The 23,106-nt window shown below is 73.0% G+C and carries 19 protein-coding genes; 16 read left to right on the forward strand and 3 right to left on the reverse strand.

Going from position 1 to position 23,106, the window contains the following annotated elements; translation table 11 throughout:
* Positions 1–130 precede the first annotated feature (130 nt).
* From lepA to D1350_RS15955, 5 genes are all read left to right on the forward strand, one after another.
* Complete coding sequence (gene lepA / locus D1350_RS15935) at positions 131–2,008, forward strand: translation elongation factor 4 (RefSeq protein WP_276313761.1); 1,878 nt, start codon at positions 131–133, stop codon at positions 2,006–2,008.
* A 103-nt stretch (positions 2,009–2,111) separates the two neighbouring features.
* A complete protein-coding gene (gene hemW, locus D1350_RS15940) occupies positions 2,112–3,365 on the forward strand; it encodes a radical SAM family heme chaperone HemW (RefSeq protein WP_125777026.1) in 1,254 nt (417 codons plus the stop codon).
* 95 nt (positions 3,366–3,460) lie between these two features.
* Complete coding sequence (locus D1350_RS15945) at positions 3,461–4,228, forward strand: hypothetical protein (protein ID WP_125777027.1); 768 nt, start codon at positions 3,461–3,463, stop codon at positions 4,226–4,228.
* Positions 4,229–4,289: 61 nt separating this feature from the next.
* Positions 4,290–5,288 carry a hypothetical protein gene (locus tag D1350_RS15950; protein ID WP_125777028.1) on the forward strand — a complete coding sequence of 333 codons (999 nt, stop codon included), beginning with the start codon at positions 4,290–4,292 and terminating at the stop codon, positions 5,286–5,288.
* An 80-nt stretch (positions 5,289–5,368) separates the two neighbouring features.
* A complete protein-coding gene (locus D1350_RS15955) occupies positions 5,369–6,520 on the forward strand; it encodes a DUF2189 domain-containing protein (protein WP_125777029.1) in 1,152 nt (383 codons plus the stop codon).
* 7 nt (positions 6,521–6,527) lie between these two features.
* Here the strand turns inward: D1350_RS15955 and D1350_RS15960 are convergent, their stop codons facing one another.
* A complete protein-coding gene (locus tag D1350_RS15960; RefSeq protein ID WP_125777030.1) occupies positions 6,528–7,388 on the reverse strand; it encodes a DUF3097 domain-containing protein in 861 nt (286 codons plus the stop codon).
* Positions 7,389–7,597: 209 nt separating this feature from the next.
* On the opposite strand from D1350_RS15960, the gene D1350_RS15965 reads away from it, so the two are divergent.
* The 5 genes from D1350_RS15965 to D1350_RS15985 all read left to right on the forward strand — a co-directional run bounded on the left by D1350_RS15965 (position 7,598) and on the right by D1350_RS15985 (position 14,233).
* Complete coding sequence (locus D1350_RS15965; protein WP_206074566.1) at positions 7,598–10,036, forward strand: glycoside hydrolase family 3 C-terminal domain-containing protein; 2,439 nt, start codon at positions 7,598–7,600, stop codon at positions 10,034–10,036.
* Between the two features lie 44 nt (positions 10,037–10,080).
* Positions 10,081–11,136, forward strand: a complete 1,056-nt coding sequence (locus tag D1350_RS15970; protein WP_125777032.1) for an alpha/beta hydrolase — start codon at positions 10,081–10,083, stop codon at positions 11,134–11,136.
* 44 nt (positions 11,137–11,180) lie between these two features.
* On the forward strand, positions 11,181–12,197 hold the full coding sequence (gene hrcA, locus D1350_RS15975; RefSeq protein ID WP_125777033.1) for a heat-inducible transcriptional repressor HrcA: 1,017 nt from the start codon (positions 11,181–11,183) through the stop codon (positions 12,195–12,197).
* A gap of 121 nt (positions 12,198–12,318) precedes the next feature.
* The gene (gene dnaJ / locus D1350_RS15980) at positions 12,319–13,440 is read left to right on the forward strand and encodes a molecular chaperone DnaJ (protein ID WP_125777034.1); all 1,122 of its coding nucleotides are present in this window, start codon (positions 12,319–12,321) and stop codon (positions 13,438–13,440) included.
* 4 nt (positions 13,441–13,444) lie between these two features.
* Entirely contained in the window at positions 13,445–14,233 is a 789-nt protein-coding gene (locus tag D1350_RS15985) for a 16S rRNA (uracil(1498)-N(3))-methyltransferase (protein ID WP_125777035.1), read from the forward strand.
* Between the two features lie 116 nt (positions 14,234–14,349).
* Here D1350_RS15985 and D1350_RS15990 read toward each other — a convergent pair whose 3' ends face one another.
* Both D1350_RS15990 and D1350_RS15995 read right to left on the reverse strand, forming a co-directional pair.
* Positions 14,350–15,159 carry an OmpA family protein gene (locus D1350_RS15990; RefSeq protein ID WP_125777036.1) on the reverse strand — a complete coding sequence of 270 codons (810 nt, stop codon included), beginning with the start codon at positions 15,157–15,159 and terminating at the stop codon, positions 14,350–14,352.
* Positions 15,156–16,769: a helix-hairpin-helix domain-containing protein gene (locus D1350_RS15995; protein WP_125777037.1), complete on the reverse strand. Its 1,614-nt coding sequence runs from the start codon at positions 16,767–16,769 to the stop codon at positions 15,156–15,158. Before D1350_RS15995 ends, D1350_RS15990 begins: the two co-directional genes overlap by 4 nt.
* A 247-nt stretch (positions 16,770–17,016) precedes the next feature.
* Between D1350_RS15995 and D1350_RS16000 the strand changes: the two genes are divergently transcribed.
* The 6 genes from D1350_RS16000 (at position 17,017) to D1350_RS16025 (ending at position 22,976) form a co-directional block, all read left to right on the forward strand.
* On the forward strand, positions 17,017–17,364 hold the full coding sequence (locus D1350_RS16000; protein ID WP_125777038.1) for a histidine triad nucleotide-binding protein: 348 nt from the start codon (positions 17,017–17,019) through the stop codon (positions 17,362–17,364).
* A gap of 95 nt (positions 17,365–17,459) precedes the next feature.
* Positions 17,460–18,527 (forward strand): PhoH family protein, encoded by a 1,068-nt coding sequence (locus D1350_RS16005; protein ID WP_125777039.1) that lies wholly within the window; start codon positions 17,460–17,462, stop codon positions 18,525–18,527.
* A 10-nt stretch (positions 18,528–18,537) separates the two neighbouring features.
* On the forward strand, positions 18,538–18,990 hold the full coding sequence (ybeY, locus tag D1350_RS16010; RefSeq protein WP_125777040.1) for an rRNA maturation RNase YbeY: 453 nt from the start codon (positions 18,538–18,540) through the stop codon (positions 18,988–18,990).
* A 10-nt stretch (positions 18,991–19,000) separates the two neighbouring features.
* The gene (locus D1350_RS16015) at positions 19,001–20,353 is read left to right on the forward strand and encodes a hemolysin family protein (RefSeq protein ID WP_125777041.1); all 1,353 of its coding nucleotides are present in this window, start codon (positions 19,001–19,003) and stop codon (positions 20,351–20,353) included.
* Positions 20,350–21,297 carry a GTPase Era gene (gene era, locus D1350_RS16020; RefSeq protein ID WP_125777042.1) on the forward strand — a complete coding sequence of 316 codons (948 nt, stop codon included), beginning with the start codon at positions 20,350–20,352 and terminating at the stop codon, positions 21,295–21,297. The genes D1350_RS16015 and era overlap by 4 nt, the downstream gene beginning before the upstream one ends.
* A gap of 98 nt (positions 21,298–21,395) precedes the next feature.
* The gene (locus D1350_RS16025) at positions 21,396–22,976 is read left to right on the forward strand and encodes an alpha/beta hydrolase family protein (RefSeq protein WP_125777043.1); all 1,581 of its coding nucleotides are present in this window, start codon (positions 21,396–21,398) and stop codon (positions 22,974–22,976) included.
* The last annotated feature ends 130 nt before the right edge of the window (positions 22,977–23,106 follow it).

Here is a 23,106-nt window from a genome sequence, read left to right on the forward strand (position 1 = left end):
CCGTATCGCGCACCTCCGACATCGGCGCGAGGCCGCTCGGCGAACGAGGGTGAAGCGCGGGGTGAAGCGCGGGCTGGAGCACGCCACCGCGTGCGTGCGGCCGTGCCCGCCCGCGTGGGAGAATAGGCGGGTGCCCCCGATTCCTTCTCCGCAGAACGCCGCGCGCATCCAGCCCAACGCCACGCCGGCGGAGCTGATCCGCAACTTCTGCATCATCGCGCACATCGACCACGGCAAGTCCACGCTGGCGGACCGCATGCTCCAGCTGACAGGTGTGGTCGATGCACGCGCCATGCGTGCGCAGTACCTCGACCGCATGGACATCGAGCGGGAGCGCGGCATCACCATCAAGTCGCAGGCCGTCCGCATGCCGTGGGAGGTCGACGGGACCCCGCACGCCCTCAACATGATCGACACCCCGGGTCACGTCGACTTCACCTACGAGGTCTCGCGCAGCCTTGCGGCGTGCGAGGGCGCGGTGCTGCTCGTCGACGCCGCGCAGGGCATCGAGGCGCAGACTCTCGCCAACCTGTACCTGGCGATGGAGAACGACCTCGCGATCATCCCGGTGCTGAACAAGATCGACCTCCCTGCCGCGCAGCCGGAGAAGTACGCCGAGGAGATCGCCGGCCTGGTGGGCGTCGACCCCGAGTCGGTCCTGCGCGTGTCGGGCAAGACGGGGGTGGGGGTCGAGGCACTCCTGGACCGCATCGTCGAGGAGGTGCCGGCGCCCCAGGGCGACCCGGAGGCCCCGGCGCGCGCCATGATCTTCGACTCGGTCTACGACACCTATCGCGGCGTCGTCACGTACGTCCGGGTGATCGACGGCAGCCTGAACCCGCGCGAGAAGATCGTCATGATGTCGACCCGTGCCACGCACGAGCTCCTGGAGATCGGCGTCACCTCGCCCGAGCCGCAGCCCACCAAGGGCCTGGGCGTCGGCGAGGTCGGCTACCTGATCACCGGCGTGAAGGACGTGCGCCAGTCGAAGGTGGGCGACACGGTGACCAACGCCGGCAAGCCGGCCACGGACGCCCTCGGGGGCTACTCCGATCCCAAGCCCATGGTGTTCTCGGGCCTCTACCCGGTCGACGGCTCGGACTACCCCGCCCTCCGGGACGCGCTGGACAAGCTCAAGCTCAACGACGCCGCGCTCAACTACGAGCCGGAGACGTCCGTGGCGCTCGGCTTCGGGTTCCGCGTGGGCTTCCTCGGCCTGCTGCACCTCGAGATCGTGCGGGAGCGCCTGGAGCGCGAGTTCGACCTCGACCTGATCTCCACCGCACCGAACGTCATCTACGAGGTGACGCTCGAGGACAACACCGTGGTCACGGTGACCAACCCGAGCGAGTTCCCGGGCGGCAAGATCAAGGAGATCCGCGAGCCGATCGTCAAGGCGACGATCCTGTGCCCGTCGGAGTTCATCGGTGCTGTCATGGAGCTCTGCCAGACCAAGCGCGGCGTGCTCGGCGGCATGGACCACATCTCCCAGGAGCGCGTCGAGATGCGGTACACGCTGCCGCTCGCCGAGATCGTGTTCGACTTCTTCGACCAGCTCAAGTCCCGCACCCGCGGCTACGCCTCGCTCGACTACGAGACCTCGGGCGACCAGGCCGCCGACCTGGTGAAGGTCGACATCCTCCTCCAGGGCGACCACGTGGACGCGTTCAGCGCGATCGCGCACCGCGACAAGGCGTACGCGTACGGCGTGATGATGACGGGCAAGCTCAAGGACCTCATCCCGCGCCAGCAGTTCGAGGTGCCGATCCAGGCCGCGATCGGCGCGCGCGTCATCGCCCGCGAGACCATCCGCGCCATGCGCAAGGACGTCCTCGCCAAGTGCTACGGCGGCGACATCTCCCGTAAGCGCAAGCTGCTCGAGAAGCAGAAGGAGGGCAAGAAGCGCATGAAGACCATCGGGTCCGTCGAGGTCCCGAAGGACGCCTTCATCGCAGCGCTCTCCTCGGACTCGGCAGCGGTCAAGGACGCGAAGGACAAGCGGAAGTAACGTGCCGTCCCTTCCCGAGGGCGTCCCGGTGCCCGAACCCCGGGGTCCCCGCGAAGCGCCGCAGCGAAGCGAGGACGCTTCGTGGGGTGGGGGCGACGGCCGGTTGCCTCCCTGGGTCGCGTCGTCCCCCGCGGGGGTCGCCCCGGGCGGCTCCGGCACCGCGGGCGCCCGGCCTTTCGGCGTCTACGTGCACGTGCCGTTCTGCACGGTGCGCTGTGGCTACTGCGACTTCAACACCTACACGGCGTCGGAGCTCGGCGGCGGGGCGTCGCAGGTGGCCTATGCGACCACGGCCCTGCGCGAGGTGGACCTGGCGAGCAAGGTCCTGGCCGACGTCGGGCTGCCGCAGCGCCCGGTGTCCACCGTCTTCTTCGGCGGCGGGACACCGACGATGCTGCCGGCCGCCCACCTCGCGCGGATCCTGGCCGGCGTCCGTGACGCCTGGGGCCTGGAGCCCGGCGCCGAGGTCACCACGGAGGCCAACCCCGACTCGGTGACCCCGGAGTACCTGGCGGTCCTGGCCGAGGCCGGGTTCACGCGCGTCTCCTTCGGCATGCAGTCCGCCGTGCCTCACGTGCTCGCGACGCTGGAGCGGACGCACGACCCGCTGCGGATCCCGGACGTGGTGCGCTGGGCGCGCGACGCCGGGCTCGACGTCTCGCTCGACCTCATCTACGGCACGCCGGGCGAGTCGCTCGACGACTGGCGTACGTCGGTGGAGACAGCGCTCGCGACCGGCGTCGACCACGTCTCCGCCTATGCGCTCGTGGTGGAGCAGGGCACCAAGATGGCGGCGCAGGTGCGCCGCGGCGAAGTGACGCTGCCCGACGAGGACGACCAGGCAGCCAAGTACGAGCTGGCCGACGCGCTCCTCACCGAGGCAGGCCTGACCTGGTACGAGGTGAGCAACTGGGCGCGCGGGGACGAGCACGCCTGCCGGCACAACCTGGCCTACTGGCGAGGGCACGACTGGTGGGGCGTCGGGCCTGGGGCCCACTCGTACGTCGCCGCGGCCACGGAGCACGGGGAAGCTGGTGCGGCAGAGGCCGCCGGCGTCCGTTGGTGGAACGTGAAGCACCCGCGCCGGTACGCCGCGCTGCTGGAGGCGGGGACGAGCCCGGGCGCGGGGCGAGAGCTCCTGACGCCTGCCGAGCACCACCTGGAGCGCGTCATGCTGGGCGTGCGGCTCCGTGAAGGGCTCGACCTGGGCGTGCTCTCGCCGTCGGCGCGTACCGCGGTGGGGGGTCTGGTGGCCCGAGGGCTGCTCGACGGCCGGGCCGCGATCAGCGGACGCGGCGTCCTGACGCTGCGCGGCCGGCTGCTGGCCGACACGGTGGTCCGCGAGCTCACCGACTGAGGCGACCGGCACCCTCCCCGCGGTGCCCGAGGCGTGTCGGAGGCGGACGCTACTCTGTGCCCGACCTGCGACGCAGCACCCCCGAAAAGGAACCCATGAACAACGCCGTACCGACCGAGCCCTCTGCGCCGCCGCCCGGGTACGGCCCGCCGCCCGGGTACGGCCCGCACCCCGGCTATGCGCCCCGTCCGCAGTCCAGCTCGATCCTGAGCGAGGCGTTCTCCTGGGCGTGGAGCCGGTTCACGCGGAACTGGCTGCCTCTGACGGGCGTGTCGCTGGTGTACACGATCGTCGTCCTGGGCGTCACCGGGGTCGCGATGGTGTGGTATTTCCTGGGGTTGGGCTCGTTCGTTGCGCTGAGCCAGGGGGAGGAGTTCCCGGTCGAGGTGCCGCACGGTGCGTTCGCCGCGTGGCTCGCCGCGGGCGTGGTCCTGCTGTGGCTCACCGGTCCGTTCCTGTACTCCCTTGTGCTGCGCGTGGCGCGCGGGGTGTCGATCACCGGGGCCTCCCTGCTCCAGGTGCCGGGCTACGGGCGTGCCCTCCTCGACAGCTTCGTGGTCGGGTTGCTGACGTTACTCGGCACGCTCGTGTTCTATCTGCCAGGCATCGCGGTCGCGTTCCTCCTGCAGTTCACGCTCTTCTTCACCCTCGACCGGGGTCTGGGCCTGCTGGATGCGGTCCGGTCCAGCTACCACCTCGCCAGCAAGAACCTGGGCGCCGTCGTGATGGTCTACCTCGGTGTCGTCGCGGTCTCCGCAGTGGCGGGCCTGGTGCCGGTGATCGGCCTCGTGGTGGCGATGCCACTGACCCTCCTGCTGGGCGCCTATGCCTATGTCCGGCTGACCGGCGGACAGCCGGCCTGACCGGAACTCCTTGCCCGATCTGTACGTTATCTGGCCACATCTCCATGAAGGGTGAGCCCCAATGAGTGACACCAACGCCGCCGGCCCGGCGCCGGAGCCCCAGCAGCCGGCGACACCGGAGCCCTCCGCTCCTGAGGCCTCGCCGCAGCCGCAGCAGCCGCAGGCGCAGGCGCAGCCCGAGCCGCCGGCCCGGCCGCAGCCGATGTACGGCGCGTACGCACCCCAGACTGACGAGCCCGGACAGCCGGGCCAGTCCGGGATGCCTGCCTACGGTGCGCCGGGCGCGTACGCGAGCCCGTACGGGCCGCCGTCGGCCCCGCAGACGCCCGACTGGAACCGGATGTCTCAGCCCGCGGGTCCCGTGCGGGTGGGGGAGGCCGTCGGGTACGGGTTCTCGGCGTTCGGGCGCAACGCCGGCATCTGGCTCGTCGTCACGTTCCTCGTCGCTGTCGCGGCGTTCCTCATCACGCTGCTCACGACCCCGGCGCTGGGCGACCTGTTCCGTGTCCTCACCGACCCCGTGCTGCTGGCCGACCCGGCAGCGATGGAGGCGGCCGCCGCCGGCGTGGAGGAGGTGACCTTCGTCGGGCAGCTCCTCACGATGGTGGGGTCGGTCGTCGCGTCGATCATCGGCTTCGTCCTGTACCAGGGGGCGCTGGTGCAGACCCGGGACGGGTCTGCCTCGTTCGGCGCGTTCTTCACGATCAGCAACTGGGGCGGCGTGGCGACGTTCGCCGTGCTCCAGGCGCTCGTCAACCTGGTGGCGCTCGTGCCGGGCGTCGGCTGGTTGCTGCAGCTCCTGATCAGCTTCTTCTTCCTCGCGGCGCCGTACTACGTGCTCGACCAGGGGCAGGACGGCCTGACCGCCATCCGGTCGAGCGTGCGCCTCGTGTCGTCCAACGTCGGGGTCGCCATCCTGGCGTTCCTCGTGGTGATCGGCCTGTCGATCGCCGGGGCCCTCGCCTGCGGCATCGGCCTCCTCGTGGTGGTCCCGGTGCTCGTCCTCATGGGTGGGTACCTGTACCGCCGGCTCGAGGGCCAGCAGGTCGTCGTCTCCTGACGGACGGCTCGTTCGGGTCGCGATCCCTCGACCAGCAGTTCAGAGTTGGTCCTCAGGAGGCCCCCGAGGAGAGGGAACACATGAGCGAGAACACGCCCGGCGTGCCGCGCGACCCGAACGAGCCCGACCGGTACGGCGAGAGCACGCCGACCGACCCGTACGCCCCGCGCCCCTCCGAGCCTGACCCGGAGCAGCCACGGCCGTCCGACCCGGAGCCGGTCCTGCCCGACCCCGTGCGGCCCGAGCCGTACGACCCGGCCCCGGTGCGCCCCGAACCGGTCGAGCCCGGCCCGGCCGAGCCGGTGCCGGGCCCCATCGAGCCGGAGCCCTTCAACCCGCCGGCAGAGCCCACGCCGTACTCGGCCGCGGCCGAGCCGCCGGGGTACGGCACGGGCCCGTCGTCGGGGACTCCCGCCTACGGCAGCTCGTCGTCCGGCACGGGTCCGTCGTCGGGCGGCCCGTACGGGGCCCCCGACCCGGGCACGACCCCGCCGGGCAACTACCCGGCGATGCCGGCCTACGGCGGGTCGGGCGGCTCCTACGGGACGCCGGGCGGTGCGTCCACGGGCGGCTTCGGCGTCGGCGAGGCGCTCTCGTTCGGGTGGAACAGGTTCAAGGGCAACGCCCTCGCCTGGATCCTGTACGTCGTGATCCTCGCGGTGGTCGGGGGTGCGTTCAACAGCGGCCAGATCAGCGACTACCAGGAGCAGATGAACGCCGCCCTCGAGGGGCGCACGCTGGCGCAGACCGGCGTCGCCTTCGGGGCGACGGCGCTGTCGATCCTCGGCGCCGTGATCTCGGCGGTCCTGCAGGCGCTCGCCGTCCGGGCGGCGCTCAAGGAGGTGTCGGGCGAGAAGCCCACCCTGGCCTCCTTCTTCTCCGCCGACCGGATCGGCACGGTCATCCTGGCCGCGGTGATCGTCGCGATCCTGACGACCGTGGGCCTCTTCGCCTGCGTACTGCCCGGTCTGGCGATCATCGTGTTCGCGACGTTCACCTACCACAACGTGCATGACAAGGGCCTCGGCGCCTGGGAGGCGTTCACCACGAGCTTCCGCCTGGTGGCGCAGAACTTCGGCCCGGTCTTCCTGCTGCTCCTCGCCGCGCTGGGCCTGATGATCCTGGGGTCGATCCCGTGCGGTCTCGGGCTCTTCGTGGTGGTCCCGGTCGTCACGATCGCGATCGCCTACGCGTTCCGCCGCCTGACCGGCGGCCCGGTCGCCGCGGTCTGAGGCCGCCTCAGGCAGTCACGAAGTCGATCAGCTCCTCGACCCGGCCCAGCAGGGCCGGGTCGAGGTCGCGGAAGTCCCGGACGGTGCCGAGGATCCGCTTCCAGGCCCGGGCCACGTCCTCCTGGGTGTCTGCGGGCCAGCCGAGCTCGCGGAGGATCCCGCGCTTCCACTCCGTACCCCGCTCGATCACCGGCCAGCGCGCGAGGCCGAGGCGCTCGGCGCGCACTGCCTGCCACACGTCGACGTAGGGGTGCCCCAGCACCAGCACGGTCCCCGCCGGGACGGTGCGCAGCGCCTCGTCGGCCAGCCGCTGCTCCTTGGAGCCCGGCACCAGGTGGTCCACCAGCACGCCCACCCGGCGCTCCGGGTCCGGCTCGAACCCGGCCAGCCGGTCGGCGAGATGGTCCACGCCGTCGAGCATCTCGACCACGACGCCCTCGATCCGCAGGTCGTCGCCCCACACCTTCTCGACGAGCTCGGCGTCGTGCTTGCCCTCGACCCAGATGCGGCTGCCGCGCGCCACCCGGGCGCGGGCGCCGTGCACGGCGACGGAGCCGGAGGCGGTCCTCGTCGGGGCGGCGGGAGCGCGGGACACCACGGGGGCGGTCAGCTCGACCGGCCGGCCCTCCACCCAGAACCCGGGGCCCAGCGGGAACGTCCGGTTGCGGCCGCGCCGGTCCTCGAGGACCACCACGTGCATCCCGCCCGACTTCTCCACCCGCACCACGGCGCCCACCCAGCCGGTGTCGACGTCCTCCACCACGAGCCCGAGCTCCGCCGGCATCAGCGTCGAGGCGGGTCGCCGCCCGCGGGCCGCGCCCGGGAAGGACGGGGACAGGACGTCGGAGCTGTAGCGGTCGTCTCGCACGGTCGCGAGCCTAGGGCGCTCGGGCGCCTCCCCGGGGTAGCCGCGCACCGCGTGTCCCCCTGCCGAGATAGTGACTTCGTCGGACGAGGTGACTATCTCGGCGGGGAAGCCTTGCCGAGATAGTGACTTCGTCGGACGGAGGCACTATCTCGGCGGGCGGGCGGCGGGTGGGCGTGCCCCTGCACCTTGCCCCTGGTTGGATGAACGCCATGACGACGACGCCTCCCGCGAGCGACCTCACCCTCGACGAGCGCGTCTCCCTGCTGTCGGGCAGCGGGTCCTGGCTGACCCAGCCTCTTCCCGACCACGACGTCCCCGCGGTGGTGCTGAGCGACGGCCCGCACGGGCTGCGGTACCAGCGCGGTGCCGGTGACCACCTGGGGATCGGGCGCAGCGAGCCCGCGACCTGCTTCCCGCCCGCGGTGACCCTGGCGAGCTCCTGGGACGAGGACCTCGCCGCCGAGGTGGGCCGCGCCGTCGGGGCGGAGGCGCGGGCGCTCGGCGTCGGCGTCGTCCTGGGGCCCGGGCTCAACATCAAGCGCCACCCGCTGTGCGGGCGCAACTTCGAGTACCTCTCCGAGGACCCGGTCGTGAGCGGTCGTATGGCCGCCGCGCTGACCGAGGGCATCCAGTCGCAGGGCGTGGGCGCGTGCCTCAAGCACTTCGCGGCGAACAACCAGGAGTCCCACCGGTTCGTCGTCGACGTGGTCGTCGACGAGCGCACCCTCCGCGAGATCTACCTGGCGGGCTTCGAGCACGCGGTGCGGCACGCCCGGCCCTGGACGGTGATGGCGTCGTACAACCTGCTCGACGGCCTCCACACCACGGAGCACCCCGGGCTGCTCACGCAGATCCTTCGTGACGAGTGGGGGTTCCACGGGCTGGTCATGAGCGACTGGGCCGCCGTGCACGACCGCGCCGCGGGCGTGGCCGCGGGGCTCGACCTGGAGATGCCGGGCAGTCGCGGGCTCTTCGACGCGGAGGTCCACGAGGCGGTCCGCACCGGGGCGCTCGCGGAGGGGGCGGTGACGACGTCGGCCCAGCGGGTGCTCGACCTCGTGGCCCGGGCGCCCCAGCCCGACGACGCGCCCGGCGTGGTCCCGGACCACCTGCGCGAGGCCGACGACGCCCTTGCCCGCCGGGCCGCGGCGGCCGGCACCGTCCTGCTGCGGAACGACGGGCTGCTGCCGCTCGCGCCGGGGACGCGGCTCGCGGTCGTGGGCGCCTTCGCGGAGGAGCCGCGGTACCAGGGAGCGGGGTCGTCCCAGGTGAACCCCACGCGGGTCACGTCGGCGCTCGACGAGCTGCGCGCCCGCGGCGTCGAGGTCACGTACGCGCGGGGCTACGACCCGGCGCGGTCGGCCGACGACGCGGCGCTCCTCGCGGAGGCGATCGACGTGGCGGCCGCGGCCGACGTCGCGGTCGTGCTGGTCGGGCTGCCGGCGGTCCGCGAGAGCGAGGGGTTCGACCGCGAGGACCTGGCCCTGCCCGCGCAGCACGACGCGCTCGTGACCGCCGTGGCGGCGGTGAACCCGCGCACCGTGGTGGCCCTGTCCAACGGGGGACCCGTGCTGCTCCCGTGGCGGGACCGCGTCGCGGCGATCCTGGAGTCGTACCTGGGTGGGCAGGCAGGGGGCGCCGCGCTCGTCGACGTGCTGTTCGGCGACGCGGAGCCGGGCGGACGCCTGGCGGAGACCTTCCCGGCCCGGCAGGAGGACGTCGCGTCGGACCCGTGGTTCCCGGGGCACCCGCATATGGTGGAGCACCGGGAAGGCCTCATGGTCGGCTACCGGCACCACGTCACGTCCGGGATCGAGCCCGCGTACCCGTTCGGGTTCGGCCTCGGTTACACCACCTTCGCGTGGGACGGCGCGGCGCTCGACCGGGAGATCCTCACGCCGGGCGACGGCGCCACGGTCACGGTGACCGTGACGAACACGGGTGGCCGAGCGGGGTCCGACGTCGTCCAGGTGTACGTCCACGACGCGACGGGCGTGGTGCTCCGCCCCCGCCGCGAGCTCGCCGGCTTCGCGAAGGTCCACCTCGCTCCGGGCGAGAGCCGCGAGGTCCAGGTGCGGGTGCCCGCACGCGCGTTCGCGTTCTACGACGCGGGGGCGCCCGGCTGGCGCACGCCCGTGGGCCGGTTCGAGGTGGAGGTGGCCCGGAGCTCCGCCGACGTCGTGGCGACGCTCCCCGTCGAGGTCGAGGGCGGTGTCACCTCGGCGCCCGAGCCCGCCGACGCCGAGCCGGTCGCCCGCACGGACGAGGCGTTCGCCCGCAGGCTGGGGCGCCCCGTGCCCACCCCGCGCCCGGTGCGGCCGTTCACGCGGGACTCGCTGGTCGGGGAGGTCGCGGCGCGCACGCGCCTCGGCGCGCTGCTCCAGCGGGCGATCGTCCGGAGGACCCCGGTGGACGAGTCCGACGACGAGGCGACCCGGCTGATGTACGAGCGGTCGACTCGCGAGCTGCCGCTGCGGGCGGCCGCCATCTTCTCCCAGGGGGCGATCGACCTGCCCACGCTCGACGCGCTGATCGCGGCGATGAACGGCAAGCCGGCCGACGCCGCGAAGCACGCGGGCGCGGCGGTCGCCGGGAGGGCGCGGGTGCTCGGCGCCGCCGTCCGCGCCAGGCTGGGCAGACCGGAGTAGGCGGGCCCGACCGGGCCCGGACCAGGCGCGAAGGAGGTGCGGACGTGCGCGATCGGGCTGAACGTGCGATCCGGGCCGTCGTGCGCGCGGTGGGACGGCTGCCGAGGCCCGTGGTACGGGTCCTGGCCGGGCCCCCGCACGTGGTCGACGGGCAGCGGCTCTACCCCGAGGTGCAGGCCGCGCTGCGGCTCGCGCCGCTCCTGCGGCCGCGGCCGGGCGAGACCGTCGAGCGGGCCCGTGCCCGGGTCGCGCTGGAGGCCCGCCTCCTCCACGACCCCGTGCCCGTACGGCGCGTCGAGGACGCCGAGGTCCTGGGCTCCCGCGGGCCCGTCCCCGTCCGCGTCTACCAGGCGGACCCCTCCAGGTCTCCGGACGGGGTGGTGGTGTACCTCCACGGCGGGGGCTTCGTGCTCGGCGACCTCGACACCGCCGACCCGGTCTGCCGCTTCCTCGCCCGGGCCATGAACGCCGTGGTGCTCTCGGTCGGCTACGCCCTCGCCCCGGAGCACCCCTTCCCGGCCGCCCTGACCGACTCCCTGGACGTGTTCCGCCACGTCCGCGACCAGCCGGGCCCGTGGTCGGACGTCCCGCTGCCGGTCGCCGTCGCGGGGGACAGCGCGGGCGGCAACCTCGCCGCGGTGGTGGCCAACCTCACGCGCGACGACGCGGACGGCGGGCCGGTGTTCCAGCTCCTGCTCTACCCGGGCACCGACATGACGCGCAGGTACCCGTCCGAGGCCCTCTTCGACGGGTACGCCCTGGCGGCCGACCGCTTGTCCTGGTACCACGACAAGTACCTGACCGACGGCGTTCCCGCGGCCGACCCGCGCGTCTCCCCGATGCTCGCCGAGGACCTTGCCGGTGTGGCGCCCGCCCACGTCGTCGTCGCCGGTTTCGACGTGCTCCGGGACGAGGGGCTCGCCTACGCGGCCCGCCTGCGCGACGCCGGGGTGCCCACCACCGTGCAGGTCGTGACGGGCCACGTGCACGGCTTCGCGAACGCGGTGGGGATGAGCCGGCACGCGTCCGAGGCGCTCGCCGAGGCGGTCCAGCCCCTTGCCTCGGCGCTGCGCACCGGTAGTGTCGGTCGCCCCGCGTAGAATTAGCACTCAGGAACCGAGAGTGCCGGACGGAGGTGCGCGCGATGAGTGAGGATCGCAGGCTGGACGTGCTGCGGGCCATCGTGGAGGACTACGTCCGCACGAGGGAGCCCGTGGGCTCGCGCGTGCTCACGGAGCGGCACCAGCTCGGTGTCTCGCCCGCCACGGTGCGCAACGACATGGCCGCCCTCGAGGAGGCCGGGTACATCGCGCAGCCGCACACGTCTGCCGGGCGCATCCCGACGGACAAGGGCTACCGCCTCTTCGTGGACCGGCTCGCCGAGGTCAAGCCGCTCTCGCAGCCGCAGAAGCGCGCGATCGAGACGTTCTTGTCCGAGGCGGTGGACCTGGACGACGTGATGACCCGGGCCGGCCGCCTGATCGCCCAGCTCACCGGCCAGGTCGCCGTGGTGCAGTACCCGTCGCTCCGGCGGTCTGGCCTGCGGCACCTGGAGCTGGTGCCCACCGGGGAGAACCGGCTGCTCGTCGTGGTCATCACCGACACCGGGCGGGTGGAGCAGCGGTTCCTCGACGTGACGCCCGGCCTGGACGACGGCCTGCTCGGCGAGCTCCGCGCCCGCCTGAACGCGGCGGCGGCCGGCAAGCGGCTGGCCGACGTCGGGGCGGCTTTCGAGCGGGTCACCGTCGCGCTGCCCCCGGAGGTCCGGCCCTTGGCCGCCGCTGTCGCCGAGCTCGTCACCGAGACCCTCGGCGAGGAGGGCGAGGAGCGCATCGTGCTCGCCGGGCAGGCCAACCTCGCGCGGGCCGGCATGCGGTTCGAGCAGGGGCTGAGCCCGGTGCTGGAGGCGCTCGAGGAGCAGGTCGTCCTGCTCGGCCTGCTCACCGAGATGGTCGCCGACCAGAGCGTCGCCGTCCGGATCGGCCACGAGAACCGGCTCGAGGGCCTGACCGAGGCGTCGGTGGTCTCCTCCGGCTACGGTACGGACGGCGACACGCTCGCCATCCTCGGCTCGATCGGCCCCACCCGGATGGACTACCCGGGCACCATCGCCGCGGTACGCGCCGTCGCCCGCTACCTCTCCCGGGTCCTGCCCACGTGACGTCCACCTGAGCCCGCCCGGCCCTCGCTCGCACGACCCGGTGCACCCGGGCGCGCGACCGGCGTCGAGCAACTGCACCGTTACCTGACCAGCCGACCGAACCGTCTGCGAAGAGAGACCTGTGACCGACTACTACGAGATCCTCGGCGTCCAGCGCGACGCCACGCCCGAGCAGATCAAGAAGGCGTACCGCAAGCTCGCGCGTGAGCTCCACCCGGACGTCGCGGGCGAGGCCGGCGAAGAACGGTTCAAGGACGTCGCGCGCGCGTACGAGGTGCTGTCCAACGCGGACAAGCGCCAGCAGTACGACATGGGCGTCGACCCGACCGCCCCCGGCGGCGGTGCGGGAGGCGGCTTCGGCAACGGCTTCGGCTTCCAGGACATCTTCGAGACGTTCTTCGGCGGCGGGCAGCCGGCCGGCCCCGTGCCCCGCGCCCGGCGGGGCAACGACGCGCTCGTGCGCCTCGACCTCGACCTGGCTGAGGCCACGTTCGGGACCAAGCGCGAGCTCCAGGTCGACACCGCCGTGGCGTGCTCCACGTGCGGCGGCGACGGCGCGCGCCCGGGCACGTCGGCTCGCACCTGCGACGTGTGCCACGGCCGCGGTTCCGTGCAGCGGGTGGCCCGGTCGTTCCTCGGCCAGGTCATGACGACCGCGCCCTGCGCGGCCTGCGGCGGCTTCGGCACCGTCATCCCGGAGCCGTGCGCGGACTGCGCCGGCGAGGGCCGCGTGCGCTCGCGCCGCACGGTGACCGTCAACGTCCCGGCCGGCGTCGACACCGGGACGCGCATCAAGCTCACCGCGCAGGGCGAGGTGGGCCCCGGTGGCGGGCCGGCCGGAGACCTCTACGTCGAGATCCGCGAGCGGGCCCACGACACGTTCGTGCGCCGTGGCGACGACCTGCACTGCACCCTCCAGGTGCCGATGACGGCGGCGGCCCTCGGGACCGTGCTGGAGCTCGACACCCTCGACGGGCCGCAGGAGATCGACCTCCGCCCGGGCACCCAGCCGGGGCAGGTCGTCACCCTCAAGGGGCTCGGAGTGGGGCACCTGCACGCGAACGGCCGCGGCGACCTCAACGTGCACATCGAGGTCCTGGTGCCCACGGCGCTGGACACCGAGCAGGAGGAGCTGCTGCAGACCCTCGCGCGCCTGCGCGGCGAGGAGCGGCCCGACCCGCGGCTGTCCGCCGCGCACCCGGGCGTGTTCTCGCGGCTGCGCGACAAGCTCTCCGGACGCTGAGAGGATGAGCGCGCCCGTATTCCTCGCGGAGACGTCGTCCGCCACACCGCTCTCCAGCTACGGCGAGGGGTCGGTCTACGTGCTCGACGGGTCCGAGGGCCGGCACGCGGGCGTCGTGCAGCGCCGGGGCCCGGGTGAGCGCATCGACGTGGTCGACGGCGTGGGCGTGCGGCTCGAGACCGTCGTCGAGTCGGTCGTGGGCGGGTCGGTGCACCTGCGGGTGCTACGTGTCGTCGTCGAGCCGGCGCCGTCCGTGGTCCTCACGCTCGTGCAGGCCCTCGCGAAGGGCGACCGGGACGAGATGGCGATCGAGGCCGCCACCGAGCTGGGGGCCAACGTGATCCTGCCCTGGCAGGCCGAGCGCTCCGTCGTGGTGTGGCGGGGCGACCGCGCCGCCAAGTCCCGGGCCCGGTGGGTGAGCACCGTCCGGGCGGCCACGAAGCAGGCCCGCCGGGCGTGCCTGCCGACCGTGGGCGACGCGGTCACCACCAAGCAGCTCGCCGTGCGGACCGCCGAGGTGGTGGCTGCGGGCGGCGTGGTGGTCGTGCTGCACGAGGAGGCGACGACGCCGCTGGCGGAGGTGCCTCTGCCCCAGGCCGCCGGGGACTGGGGCTCTCGCGAGCTGCTCGTCGTCGTGGGGCCCGAGGGCGGCATCGCGGAGGCGGAGCTGGCCGCGCTGACCGACGCCGGGGCCGTCGCCGCTCGCCTCGGCCCGCACGTGCTGCGGACGTCGACGGCCGGGCCGGTGGCTGTCGCGATGCTGAGCGAGCGCCTGGGCCGCTGGGCGGTCTGAGCGCTCTCGCGGCGGGATCCTCGCGTGGTCGTTAGTTCGTCGCATGATCAGCAGTTCGAGCTGCCGATCATGCGACGAACTAACGATCAGCCGGGCGCCCGGCTCCCGGCGACGAACTAGTTCGTCTGCTGCACCACGAAGTCGACCCGGCGGTTGATCGCCTGGTCCTGCGGCGTGCTCTCGGCCACCTTCGGCACCGACTCGCCGAAGCCCTGGGCGGACAGCCGCTCCGGCGCCACCCCCAGCCCCACGAGCGTGGTGAGCACCGTCTGCGCGCGTCCCTGGCTGAGGGCGAGGTTGCGGTCCTCGGCGCCCACGGAGTCCGTGTGACCCTCGATCCGCACCGTGATGTCCGGGTTGGCGAGGAGCACCGCCGCGGCCTGCTCGACCGTCGCGCGGCCCTCCGGCGTCAGGTCGGCGCTGTCGGTGACGAAGGTGATCGCCGGGATGGCGACCAGCTGCTCCTGCACGGCCTGGGGCGCAGCGGTCGGGGTGGGTGCCGGCGTCGTGCTGGGGGAGGTGCTGGGCGAGGCGCTCGGCGTCGCGCTCGTAGAGGCGCTCGGAGACGCGCTCGCGGAGGCGCTCGGCGAGGCCGAGGACTCCTCGCCCTCGTCCTCGTCGCCCGTGGTGCCCGCGGCCCAGGCCGGCATCAGCGCCCGCACCACGCGCACGCCCTCGACGCCCTCGACCACGTCGGCGGCCTCGCGGCCGTCGTCCTCGTTCTGGGCCAGGACCGTCGCGTCCCGCCCGGCGAACGACACCTCGACCTCGCCCAGCCCGGCCTCGGCGAGGGCCGCCTCCGACGCGGTCGTGAGCTTGGCCTCGATGACACCGTCGCGGAAGAACGTGTCCTGCGCGCCGGTGAGCAGCCCGAACCCGACGGCCGTCACCACGATCGGCGTGACGACACGACGCCGTCGGCTCATGCCTTCACCTCGGACTCCGGCTCGGTCCCGGCCGGGGCCGACGTCGCCTCGACGGCTGCGGTCTCCGCCTCGTCCTGGGCGATGGCGGCGGCCTTGGCTGCGTCGTCCTCGATCTGGTCGACGTCGGCGTAGTCCACCTTCTCGTGGAACGTCACGGCGCGGTCCTGCCCGGCGACGAGGTACTCCTGGTACTCCTTCAGGCCGTCCTCGTCGTCGTCCACGAGGTACTGCGCCTGGTCGGACCAGGAGCTCGCGGCGGGGGCGAAGGTGATGCCCGCCGCCTGGATGGCCTCGCGCAGCCGGGCCTCGGACGCACCGGCGACCCTGGCGTACGTGGTGAGGCCCGCGGCCTTGAGCGCAGCCTCGATCTTGGGCCCGATGCCCTCGATGCGCTGCAGGTCCTGCGGCTCGGGCTCCGGCTCCGGCTCTGGCTGCGCTGCCGCGAGCGCGGCGGCCTCCGCCTCGTCCTGGGCGATGGCGGCGGCCTTGGCGGCCTCGTCCTCGATCTGGTCGACGTCGGCGTAGTCCACCTTGGCGTTGAACTTCCCGGTGCGCTCCTGCCCCGCGACGAGGTAGTCCTGGTACTCCTTCAGGCCGTCCTCGTCACCCGCGGCGAGGTACTCGGCCTGGGCCGCCCACGAGCTGGCGGCGGGCGCGAACTTGATCCCGGACGCCTTGATGGCGGCACGTAGCTCGGCCTCCGAGGCGGCCGCGACCTTGGCGTACGTGGTGTAGCCGGCGGCCTTGAGGGCGGCGTCGATCTTGGGGCCGATGCCCTCGATCCGACGCAGGTCCTGCGGCTCGGGGGCGGCGGCGATCGCGGCGGCAACGGCGGGCTCGGCCGGCTCGGCGGCGACCTCAGCCTCGGCGGCGACAGGCTCAGCGGCGGCCTCAGGCTCGGCGGCCGCGGGCTCGGTCGCGACGGGCTCGGCGGCGGCCTCTCCCGCGGCGGCAGCCTCGGCTGCCTGGCGGGCTACCGCCTCGGCCTCGGCGACCACCTCGGCGGCAGCCGCCTCGTCGAGCTCCGGGTCGTCGGGCGTGCCCTGCCGGGCCGCCGACGCTGCCGCCTTCGCCGCTCCCTTGGCGGCCGGCCGCGCCACGACCCCGGCAGCCTCGGGTGCAGAAGCCTCGGCGGCCTCGGCCTCGGCCTCGGCCACGTCACCGGCCACGTCACCGGCAGCGGCGGCGTCCACCGGGGCAGCCTCGGAAGAGCCGGCCTCCGGCTCCGTCACGGCCGCCACGGGCTGGGTCTCCGCGACCATCGCCGCGTCGGCGGCGAGCTCGGCCTCGAGGGCGGCGTCCCGGTCGGCGGCGGACGGCCCGCCGGTCAGGTGGTTCGCGTCGGACTCGACGGCAGACCCGACCGCGACGAGCTCGGTCTTCTGCTCGAGAGCCTTCTGCGCGGGAGCCTTCTCCGACGTCTTCGCCGGAGCCTTCTCGGGACGGTCGGCAGCGGCCGCCGTGGACCCGTCAGCAGCAGCCGACGTGGGCGCGGACGCGGCCTCGTCGGACCGCGTGCTGCGCCGTCCCCAGATCAACCAGCCCACGAGGAGGCCGAGCAGGAACGCGACGATGATGAATGCGAGCGATTCGATGATGAACCAGGCCACGCGGACCTCCAGCGGGTGCGGTGTGTGAGGGCGAGCACGACGACGTGACGTGCACAGAGAATGGCGTACAGCACCGTCGTGGTCGAATGCGGCAGAGCATCCCACATGTCCCAAACCACGGCACATCGGACGACTGTGGCGAGCGCCACGCGAGGTGCGCCGACCGCCCGGGCCGGCCCCCCGGCGTCGGGCAACGAGGTCCGTGACCCGCTGCGCGAGGCGCGCCGCACGCCGGTAGCCTGCGGGTATGACGAGCACCGAGGGTAGCGACTGCCTCTTCTGCAAGATCGTGGCGGGCGAGGTCCCGGCCGACATCGTGGGTGAGTCGCCTTCTGCGATTGCTTTTCGCGACATCGCCCCCAAGGCCCCGGTCCACGTGCTCGTGGTTCCCCGCGAGCATCACGGGGACGTGTCGGCGCTGGCGGCGTCCGCCCCGAACCTCCTGGCCGACCTCGTCGAGATGGCCGACGAAGTGGCCACCGACCTCTCGGACGGTCAGTACCGCATGATCTTCAACGTGGGGCCCAAGGCCGGCCAGACGGTCTTCCACGTGCACGCGCACGTGCTCTCCGGCACGCAGCTCGGCGGATTCTGATCCCTGGGGGAATCCGGGTGAGCCGGGCCCGACCCGTCGATAGGATGGGGGCAACAGTCCCGCCTCCGAAGGAGGGCCTCGGCGCGAGCCGGCTCATGACGACCACACCCACCACACAGTCCCCGCAGCGCCCCGGCCCGGGCGGATCGATCGAGCACCGGATCGTCGTCCCCCCGCACGTACCGATGGTCTCGCTCCTCGGGAGCAGGGACTCCGTCCTCCGGGCGATCGAAGAGGGCTTCGGTCAGGTGGACGTCCACGTGCGCGGCAACGAGATCGCCGTGTCCGGCCCGTCGGGCGACGTCGCCCTCGTGTCGCGGCTGCTCGACGAGCTGGTCCAGGTCGTGGAGGCCGGCACGCAGCTCACGCCCGAGGTGGTGACGCGCTCGATCTCGATGCTGACGGCGCCCGAGGCGAAGCGCCCGGCCGACGTGCTGACGTTCAACATCCTGTCCAGCCGCGGCCGCACCATCCGGCCCAAGACGGTGGGGCAGAAGACGTACGTCGACGCGATCGACACGCACACCGTGACGTTCGGCATCGGCCCCGCCGGTACCGGCAAGACGTACCTCGCCATGGCCAAGGCCGTCCAGGCGCTGCAGGCCAAGCAGGTCGACCGCATCGTGCTCACGCGCCCCGCCGTCGAGGCGGGCGAGAAGCTCGGGTTCCTGCCCGGCACGCTGAGCGAGAAGATCGACCCGTACCTGCGCCCGCTGTACGACGCGCTGCACGACATGATCGACCCCGAGCAGGTCCCCCGGCTCGTGGAGGCGGGCACCATCGAGGTGGCCCCGCTGGCCTACATGCGCGGGCGCACGCTCAACAACGCGTTCATCATCCTCGACGAGGCGCAGAACACCTCCTCCGAGCAGATGAAGATGTTCCTCACCCGGCTCGGCTTCGGCTCCAAGATGGTGATCACCGGCGACGCGACGCAGGTCGACCTGCCGGGCGCTGTCCCGTCGGGGCTGAAGGTGGTCGAGGACATCCTCGTCGGCGTCGACGACGTGGAGTTCTGCCGGCTCACGTCCTCGGACGTGGTGCGGCACCGGCTCGTGAGCGACATCATCGACGCCTACGCACGCTGGGACGTCGTCGCCGGCGGCCAGCGGCCGGGCCGCCAGCCGCAGGACCGCCGCGGCGCCCAGCGCGGCCGGCGATAAGGAACAGGGAATGAGCATCGAGGTCAACAACGAGTCCGGGTACGAGGTCGACGAGGCCGAGTTCGCCGAGCTGTCCCGCTACGTGCTGGACGCCATGCGTGTGCACCCGCAGTCGGAGCTGTCCCTCCTCTTCGTGGACACCACCGTCATGTCCGAGCTGCACGTGCAGTGGATGGACGAGCCGGGACCCACCGACGTCCTCTCGTTCCCCATGGACGAGCTGCGCCCCGGCCGGGACGGCGAGCTGTCGCCGCCCGGGACCCTGGGCGACATCGTGCTGTGCCCGGAGGTCGCCGAGGAGCAGGCCAAGGTGGCCGGTCACTCCACCGTCGAGGAGATGCTGCTCCTCACCACGCACGGCATCCTGCATCTCCTCGGCTACGACCACGCCGAGCCCGAGGAGGAGAAGGAGATGTTCGCGCTCCAGCGCAAGCTGCTCCTGACCTTCCTCGCCACCCGATGAGCGGCACCCGATGAGCGGCGTAGACCTGGCGCTCGCCGCGACGGCCGTCGTAGGCCTGGCCCTGGCCGGGATGCTGTCGGCCGGCGAGGCGGCGGTCCTGCGCGTCACGCGCGCCTCGCTGACGGACGCGCTCGCGGAGGCCGAGGCCGCGCAGGACACCCTGCGGGTGGCGCGGGTGCGGCAGGCGCAGGCGCTCGTCGTGGAGCCGACGGCGACGGTGGCCTCCTTCGCGCTCGTGCGCGTCACCGCCGAGGTGGTCGGCATCGCCGGAGCGACCCTGCTCGTCGCCCGCAGCCTGACCCAGGCCTGGTCGGTGATGCTCGCCGCGCTGGTGGTGGGCGTCGTGATCGGCGTGGTGTTCGTGCGGGTGTCGCCGCGCGCGCTCGGCTTCCGGCAGCCTGTCGCGGTCCTGCTGGCGCTGGCGCCGCCCCTGACGGGTGTGTCGCGCGCTGTGGCGTGGCTGACGCGGATCTCCGTGCCCCGCGCGGAGCCCGCCGGCCCGCTCACCGAGGCCGAGCTACGTGACATCGCGGACCGGGTCGGCGAGAACGAGGCCTTCGAGGAGGAGGACCGTGAGCTCATCCGGTCCGTCATCGAGCTGGGCGGCACCATCGCCCGCGAGGTCATGGTGCCGCGCACCGACATGGTGACGGTCACCGCGAGCACGCCCCTGCGCAAGGTGCTGCGCCTCTTCCTCCGGTCGGGCTTCTCGCGCGTCCCGGTGGTGGGTGTCTCGGTGGACGACGTCGTCGGGGTCGCCTACCTGAAGGACGTCGTGGCCGCGCTGCACTCGCCCCAGGGCGAGACGCTGCCCGACGCCGGCGCGCGGCCCGCGTCGGACATCGCCCGGCAGGCGGCGTTCGTCCCCGAGTCCAAGCCCGTCGACGACCTCCTGCGGCAGATGCAGGAGGGTTCGTCCCACATGGCCCTGGTGGTGGACGAGTACGGCGGCATCGCCGGGCTCGTCACCATCGAGGACGTGCTCGAGGAGCTCGTGGGCGAGCTCACCGACGAGCACGACCGCGCCCCCGACCACGAGGTGGAAGACCTGGGGGACGGGCTCTTCCGAGTCCCCGCCCGCCTGCCCGTGGACGAGCTGGGCGACCTCTTCGACCTGCGCCTGGACGACGACGACGTCGACACCGCCGGCGGACTGCTCGCCAAGGCCCTGGGAAAGGTCCCCCTCCTGGGGGCCGACGCGGAGGTCGGCGGGCTCCACCTGCAGGCCGACCGCGTCGAGGGGCGGCGCAAGCAGGTCGCGACCATCCTGGTGCACAGGGTGCACGCCGACGACGACCTCGAGGCGGAGCCGGCCGACCGCCGACCTGCCGGCACCACGACCGACAAGGAAACCCACGCGTGACCGACGACAAGCACAGATCCGGGTTCGCCTGCCTCATCGGCAGGCCGAACGCCGGCAAGTCCACCCTGACGAACGCGCTCGTGGGGCAGAAGGTGGCCATCACGTCCGGTCGTCCTCAGACCACGCGCCACACCATCCGCGGCATCGTGCACCGGCCGGACGCGCAGCTCGTCCTGGTCGACACGCCCGGGCTGCACCGCCCCCGGACGCTCCTCGGTGAGCGGCTCAACGACCTCGTGCGCGACACGCTCTCCGAGGTCGACGTCATCGCCTTCTGCCTTCCGGCGGACCAGAAGGTCGGCCCCGGTGACCGGTTCATCGCCGGCCAGCTGGCCGACCTGATGACGGGCCGGCGGGCCAAGCCGGTCGTGGCCGTGGTGACCAAGTCCGACCTGGTCGACCGCGGCGCCCTCCTCGAGCACCTGATCTCGGTGGAGCGGCTCGCCAAGTCCGTGGACCGCGAGTGGGCCGACATCGTGCCCGTCTCGGCGGTCGGCGGCTACCAGGTCACCGAGCTCGAGTCCGTGCTGGTGTCGCACCTGCCGGAAGGGCCCGAGCTGTATCCGGGCGGTGAGCTCACCGACGAGCCGGAGGCCGTCATGGTCGCGGAGCTCGTGCGCGAGGCGGCGCTCGAAGGCGTCCGCGACGAGCTGCCGCACTCGCTGGCCGTCGTGGTCGAGGAGATCGTCGAGCGGGAGGGGAGCGGCGACATCGAGAAGGGCCGCCCGCCGCTGCTCGACGTGCGCGTCAACCTGTTCGTGGAGCGGGAGAGCCAGAAGGCGATCGTCATCGGCCGCGGCGGCTCGCGCCTGCGGGCGGTCGGCACGGAGGCCCGGCTCGGGATCGAGAAGCTGCTCGGCGCCCGCGTGTACCTGGACCTGCACGTCAAGGTCGCCAAGGACTGGCAGCGGGACCCGAAGCAGCTTCGGCGGTTGGGCTTCTAGGACTGGGAGCGTGACACGATCCGCGGAGGCAGCTGCGCAGGCTGGGCTTCTAGGCCTGGTTCGGTCGGGATGTGGGTGACGCGGCGTAGCATCCGAAGGTGATCTTCCGGACGGCCGCGACCAGCGCGGCGATCGCTATCGGCCTCGCGGTCGTGGGCGCCGTCGCGGGGCCTCAGTGGGACCCCGAACCGGTGGGCGAGCACCTGAGGCCGACCACCTCCGACACGCAGATCGGCGACGCCCCCCAGGGTGTCGCCCCGGTCGGCACGTACGAGGTGCGGGAGGAACCGGTCACCGTCCACCTCGACGGCGTCGAGGTGGACGGTCTGCTCCGGATGCCCGAGGGTGCGCCGGAGGACGTGCCGGGCCTCGTGTTCGTGCACGGCGCCGGGACGGGCAAGGCGTCGCACGCGTTCACGGAGGCCGCCACCTCCCTGGCCAGCGCCGGGATCGCCACGCTCGTGCCGGACAAGCGGCTGGACACCTACTCGACCCGTCACCGTGACTACATCGCCATGGCCGCCGACTACCTCCGTTCCGTGGATCTGCTGCGTGACACCCCGGGCGTCGACCCCGCCCGCGTGGGCGTGTACTCCGAGTCCGAGGGCACGTGGGTCTCGCCGGTCATGGCGGTGGAGGATCGCCGGATCGCGTTCCAGGTCCTGGTCTCCGCGCCCGTGGTGCCACCGCGCCAGCAGGCGGCGTACGCGGTGGGCAACTACCTCCAGAACACCGACGTACCAGAGAGCGTCTTCCGGGCCATCCCGCGCGCCGTGGGGATGAAGCTCCCGGGCGGCGGGTTCGAGTACGCGGACTTCGACGTGCGGCCCTGGCTCGAGCGCCAGGAGTCCCCGATCCTGGTCGTCTACGGCACCAACGACGCGTCCATGCCGCTCGAGCAGGGCGCACGGCAGGTCATCGCCGACACGGCGACGGGACCCGACCCGGGGGTGACCGTGCGCTTCTACGAGGGCGCCAACCACGGGATGCGTGTCGACGGCGGCCTGCACGAGAACTTCGCCCGCGACGTGTCCACGTGGATCTTCGGCCTGCCCGGCACGGCGCACGCGCAGCCACGCGTGGCGGGCGCTGCCCCGAACCAGGTGTACCTCGCGGCGTCCGTGCCGCAGCCGCAGTGGTACGGCAACGGCGACATCGTGCTGGGCGCGGTGATCGGTGCCGCCGGGCTCTTCGTCCTCGGGGGCGTGGTGCTCGGCTCGATGGCGGTCGCCCGGCGCGTGGGCTCCCGCCGTCGACCCGCTCCCACGGCGCGGCTGATCCCCGGCCTGGCGGGTCCGACCGCTACGCTCGCAACAGGGGCCGCGCTCACCACCGCCGGTCTCGTGCTCTACCTGGTTGCTGTCGCCCGGCTTGCGCTGGACTACGAGAAGGACGCGCTGGTGGTGCAAGGGGGCTGGGTGGGCGTACGCCTCCTCGGCCTGGTGACTGTGGTCGCCGCGGCTGTGCTGCTCGAACGGGTGCGTGACGCGGACGGCCGGGTCGCAGGCCGGCCGGTCGTCGCGGCGCCAGGCGTCACCGAGCCGGGGCCGGACACCCGGCCCGCTGCCCGCGGCGTGGGTGTCGTGGCCGTCTCGGCGGCCTTCTGGGCCATCGTCGGCGGCTCTGTGGCGCTGCTGGTCACCCTCGCCTATTGGGGGGTCTACCAGCTGGGTATCTGAAGGTTTCGTGTGTGTGACCTTCCTCCTGGCGGTTCCGCCTGACAGACCAGGAGGAAGCCGGTAGAAACGACTGCGTACCTGCGGTGCCGCGCCCTTCCTGTCTACGACCGCGGTGCCAACGAGGAGAGAC

Origin of the sequence: Antribacter gilvus (genome assembly GCF_003946865.1) — a bacterium.
Taxonomy (GTDB): domain Bacteria; phylum Actinomycetota; class Actinomycetes; order Actinomycetales; family Cellulomonadaceae; genus Antribacter; species Antribacter gilvus.

Excerpts from the sequence above, each read along its gene's own strand:
- ybeY (WP_125777040.1), top strand. The coding sequence starts at position 18,538 with ATGAGCATCGAGGTCAACAACGAGTCCGGGTACGAGGTCGACGAGGCC.
- hrcA (WP_125777033.1), top strand. The coding sequence starts at position 11,181 with ATGAGTGAGGATCGCAGGCTGGACGTGCTGCGGGCCATCGTGGAGGAC.
- D1350_RS15990 (WP_125777036.1), bottom strand. The coding sequence starts at position 15,159 with ATGAGCCGACGGCGTCGTGTCGTCACGCCGATCGTGGTGACGGCCGTC.
- D1350_RS15945 (WP_125777027.1), top strand. The coding sequence starts at position 3,461 with ATGAACAACGCCGTACCGACCGAGCCCTCTGCGCCGCCGCCCGGGTAC.
- D1350_RS15950 (WP_125777028.1), top strand. The coding sequence starts at position 4,290 with ATGAGTGACACCAACGCCGCCGGCCCGGCGCCGGAGCCCCAGCAGCCG.
- D1350_RS16005 (WP_125777039.1), top strand. The coding sequence starts at position 17,460 with ATGACGACCACACCCACCACACAGTCCCCGCAGCGCCCCGGCCCGGGC.
- D1350_RS16015 (WP_125777041.1), top strand. The coding sequence starts at position 19,001 with ATGAGCGGCGTAGACCTGGCGCTCGCCGCGACGGCCGTCGTAGGCCTG.
- D1350_RS15965 (WP_206074566.1), top strand. The coding sequence starts at position 7,598 with ATGACGACGACGCCTCCCGCGAGCGACCTCACCCTCGACGAGCGCGTC.
- D1350_RS16000 (WP_125777038.1), top strand. The coding sequence starts at position 17,017 with ATGACGAGCACCGAGGGTAGCGACTGCCTCTTCTGCAAGATCGTGGCG.
- D1350_RS15955 (WP_125777029.1), top strand. The coding sequence starts at position 5,369 with ATGAGCGAGAACACGCCCGGCGTGCCGCGCGACCCGAACGAGCCCGAC.
- D1350_RS15985 (WP_125777035.1), top strand. The coding sequence starts at position 13,445 with ATGAGCGCGCCCGTATTCCTCGCGGAGACGTCGTCCGCCACACCGCTC.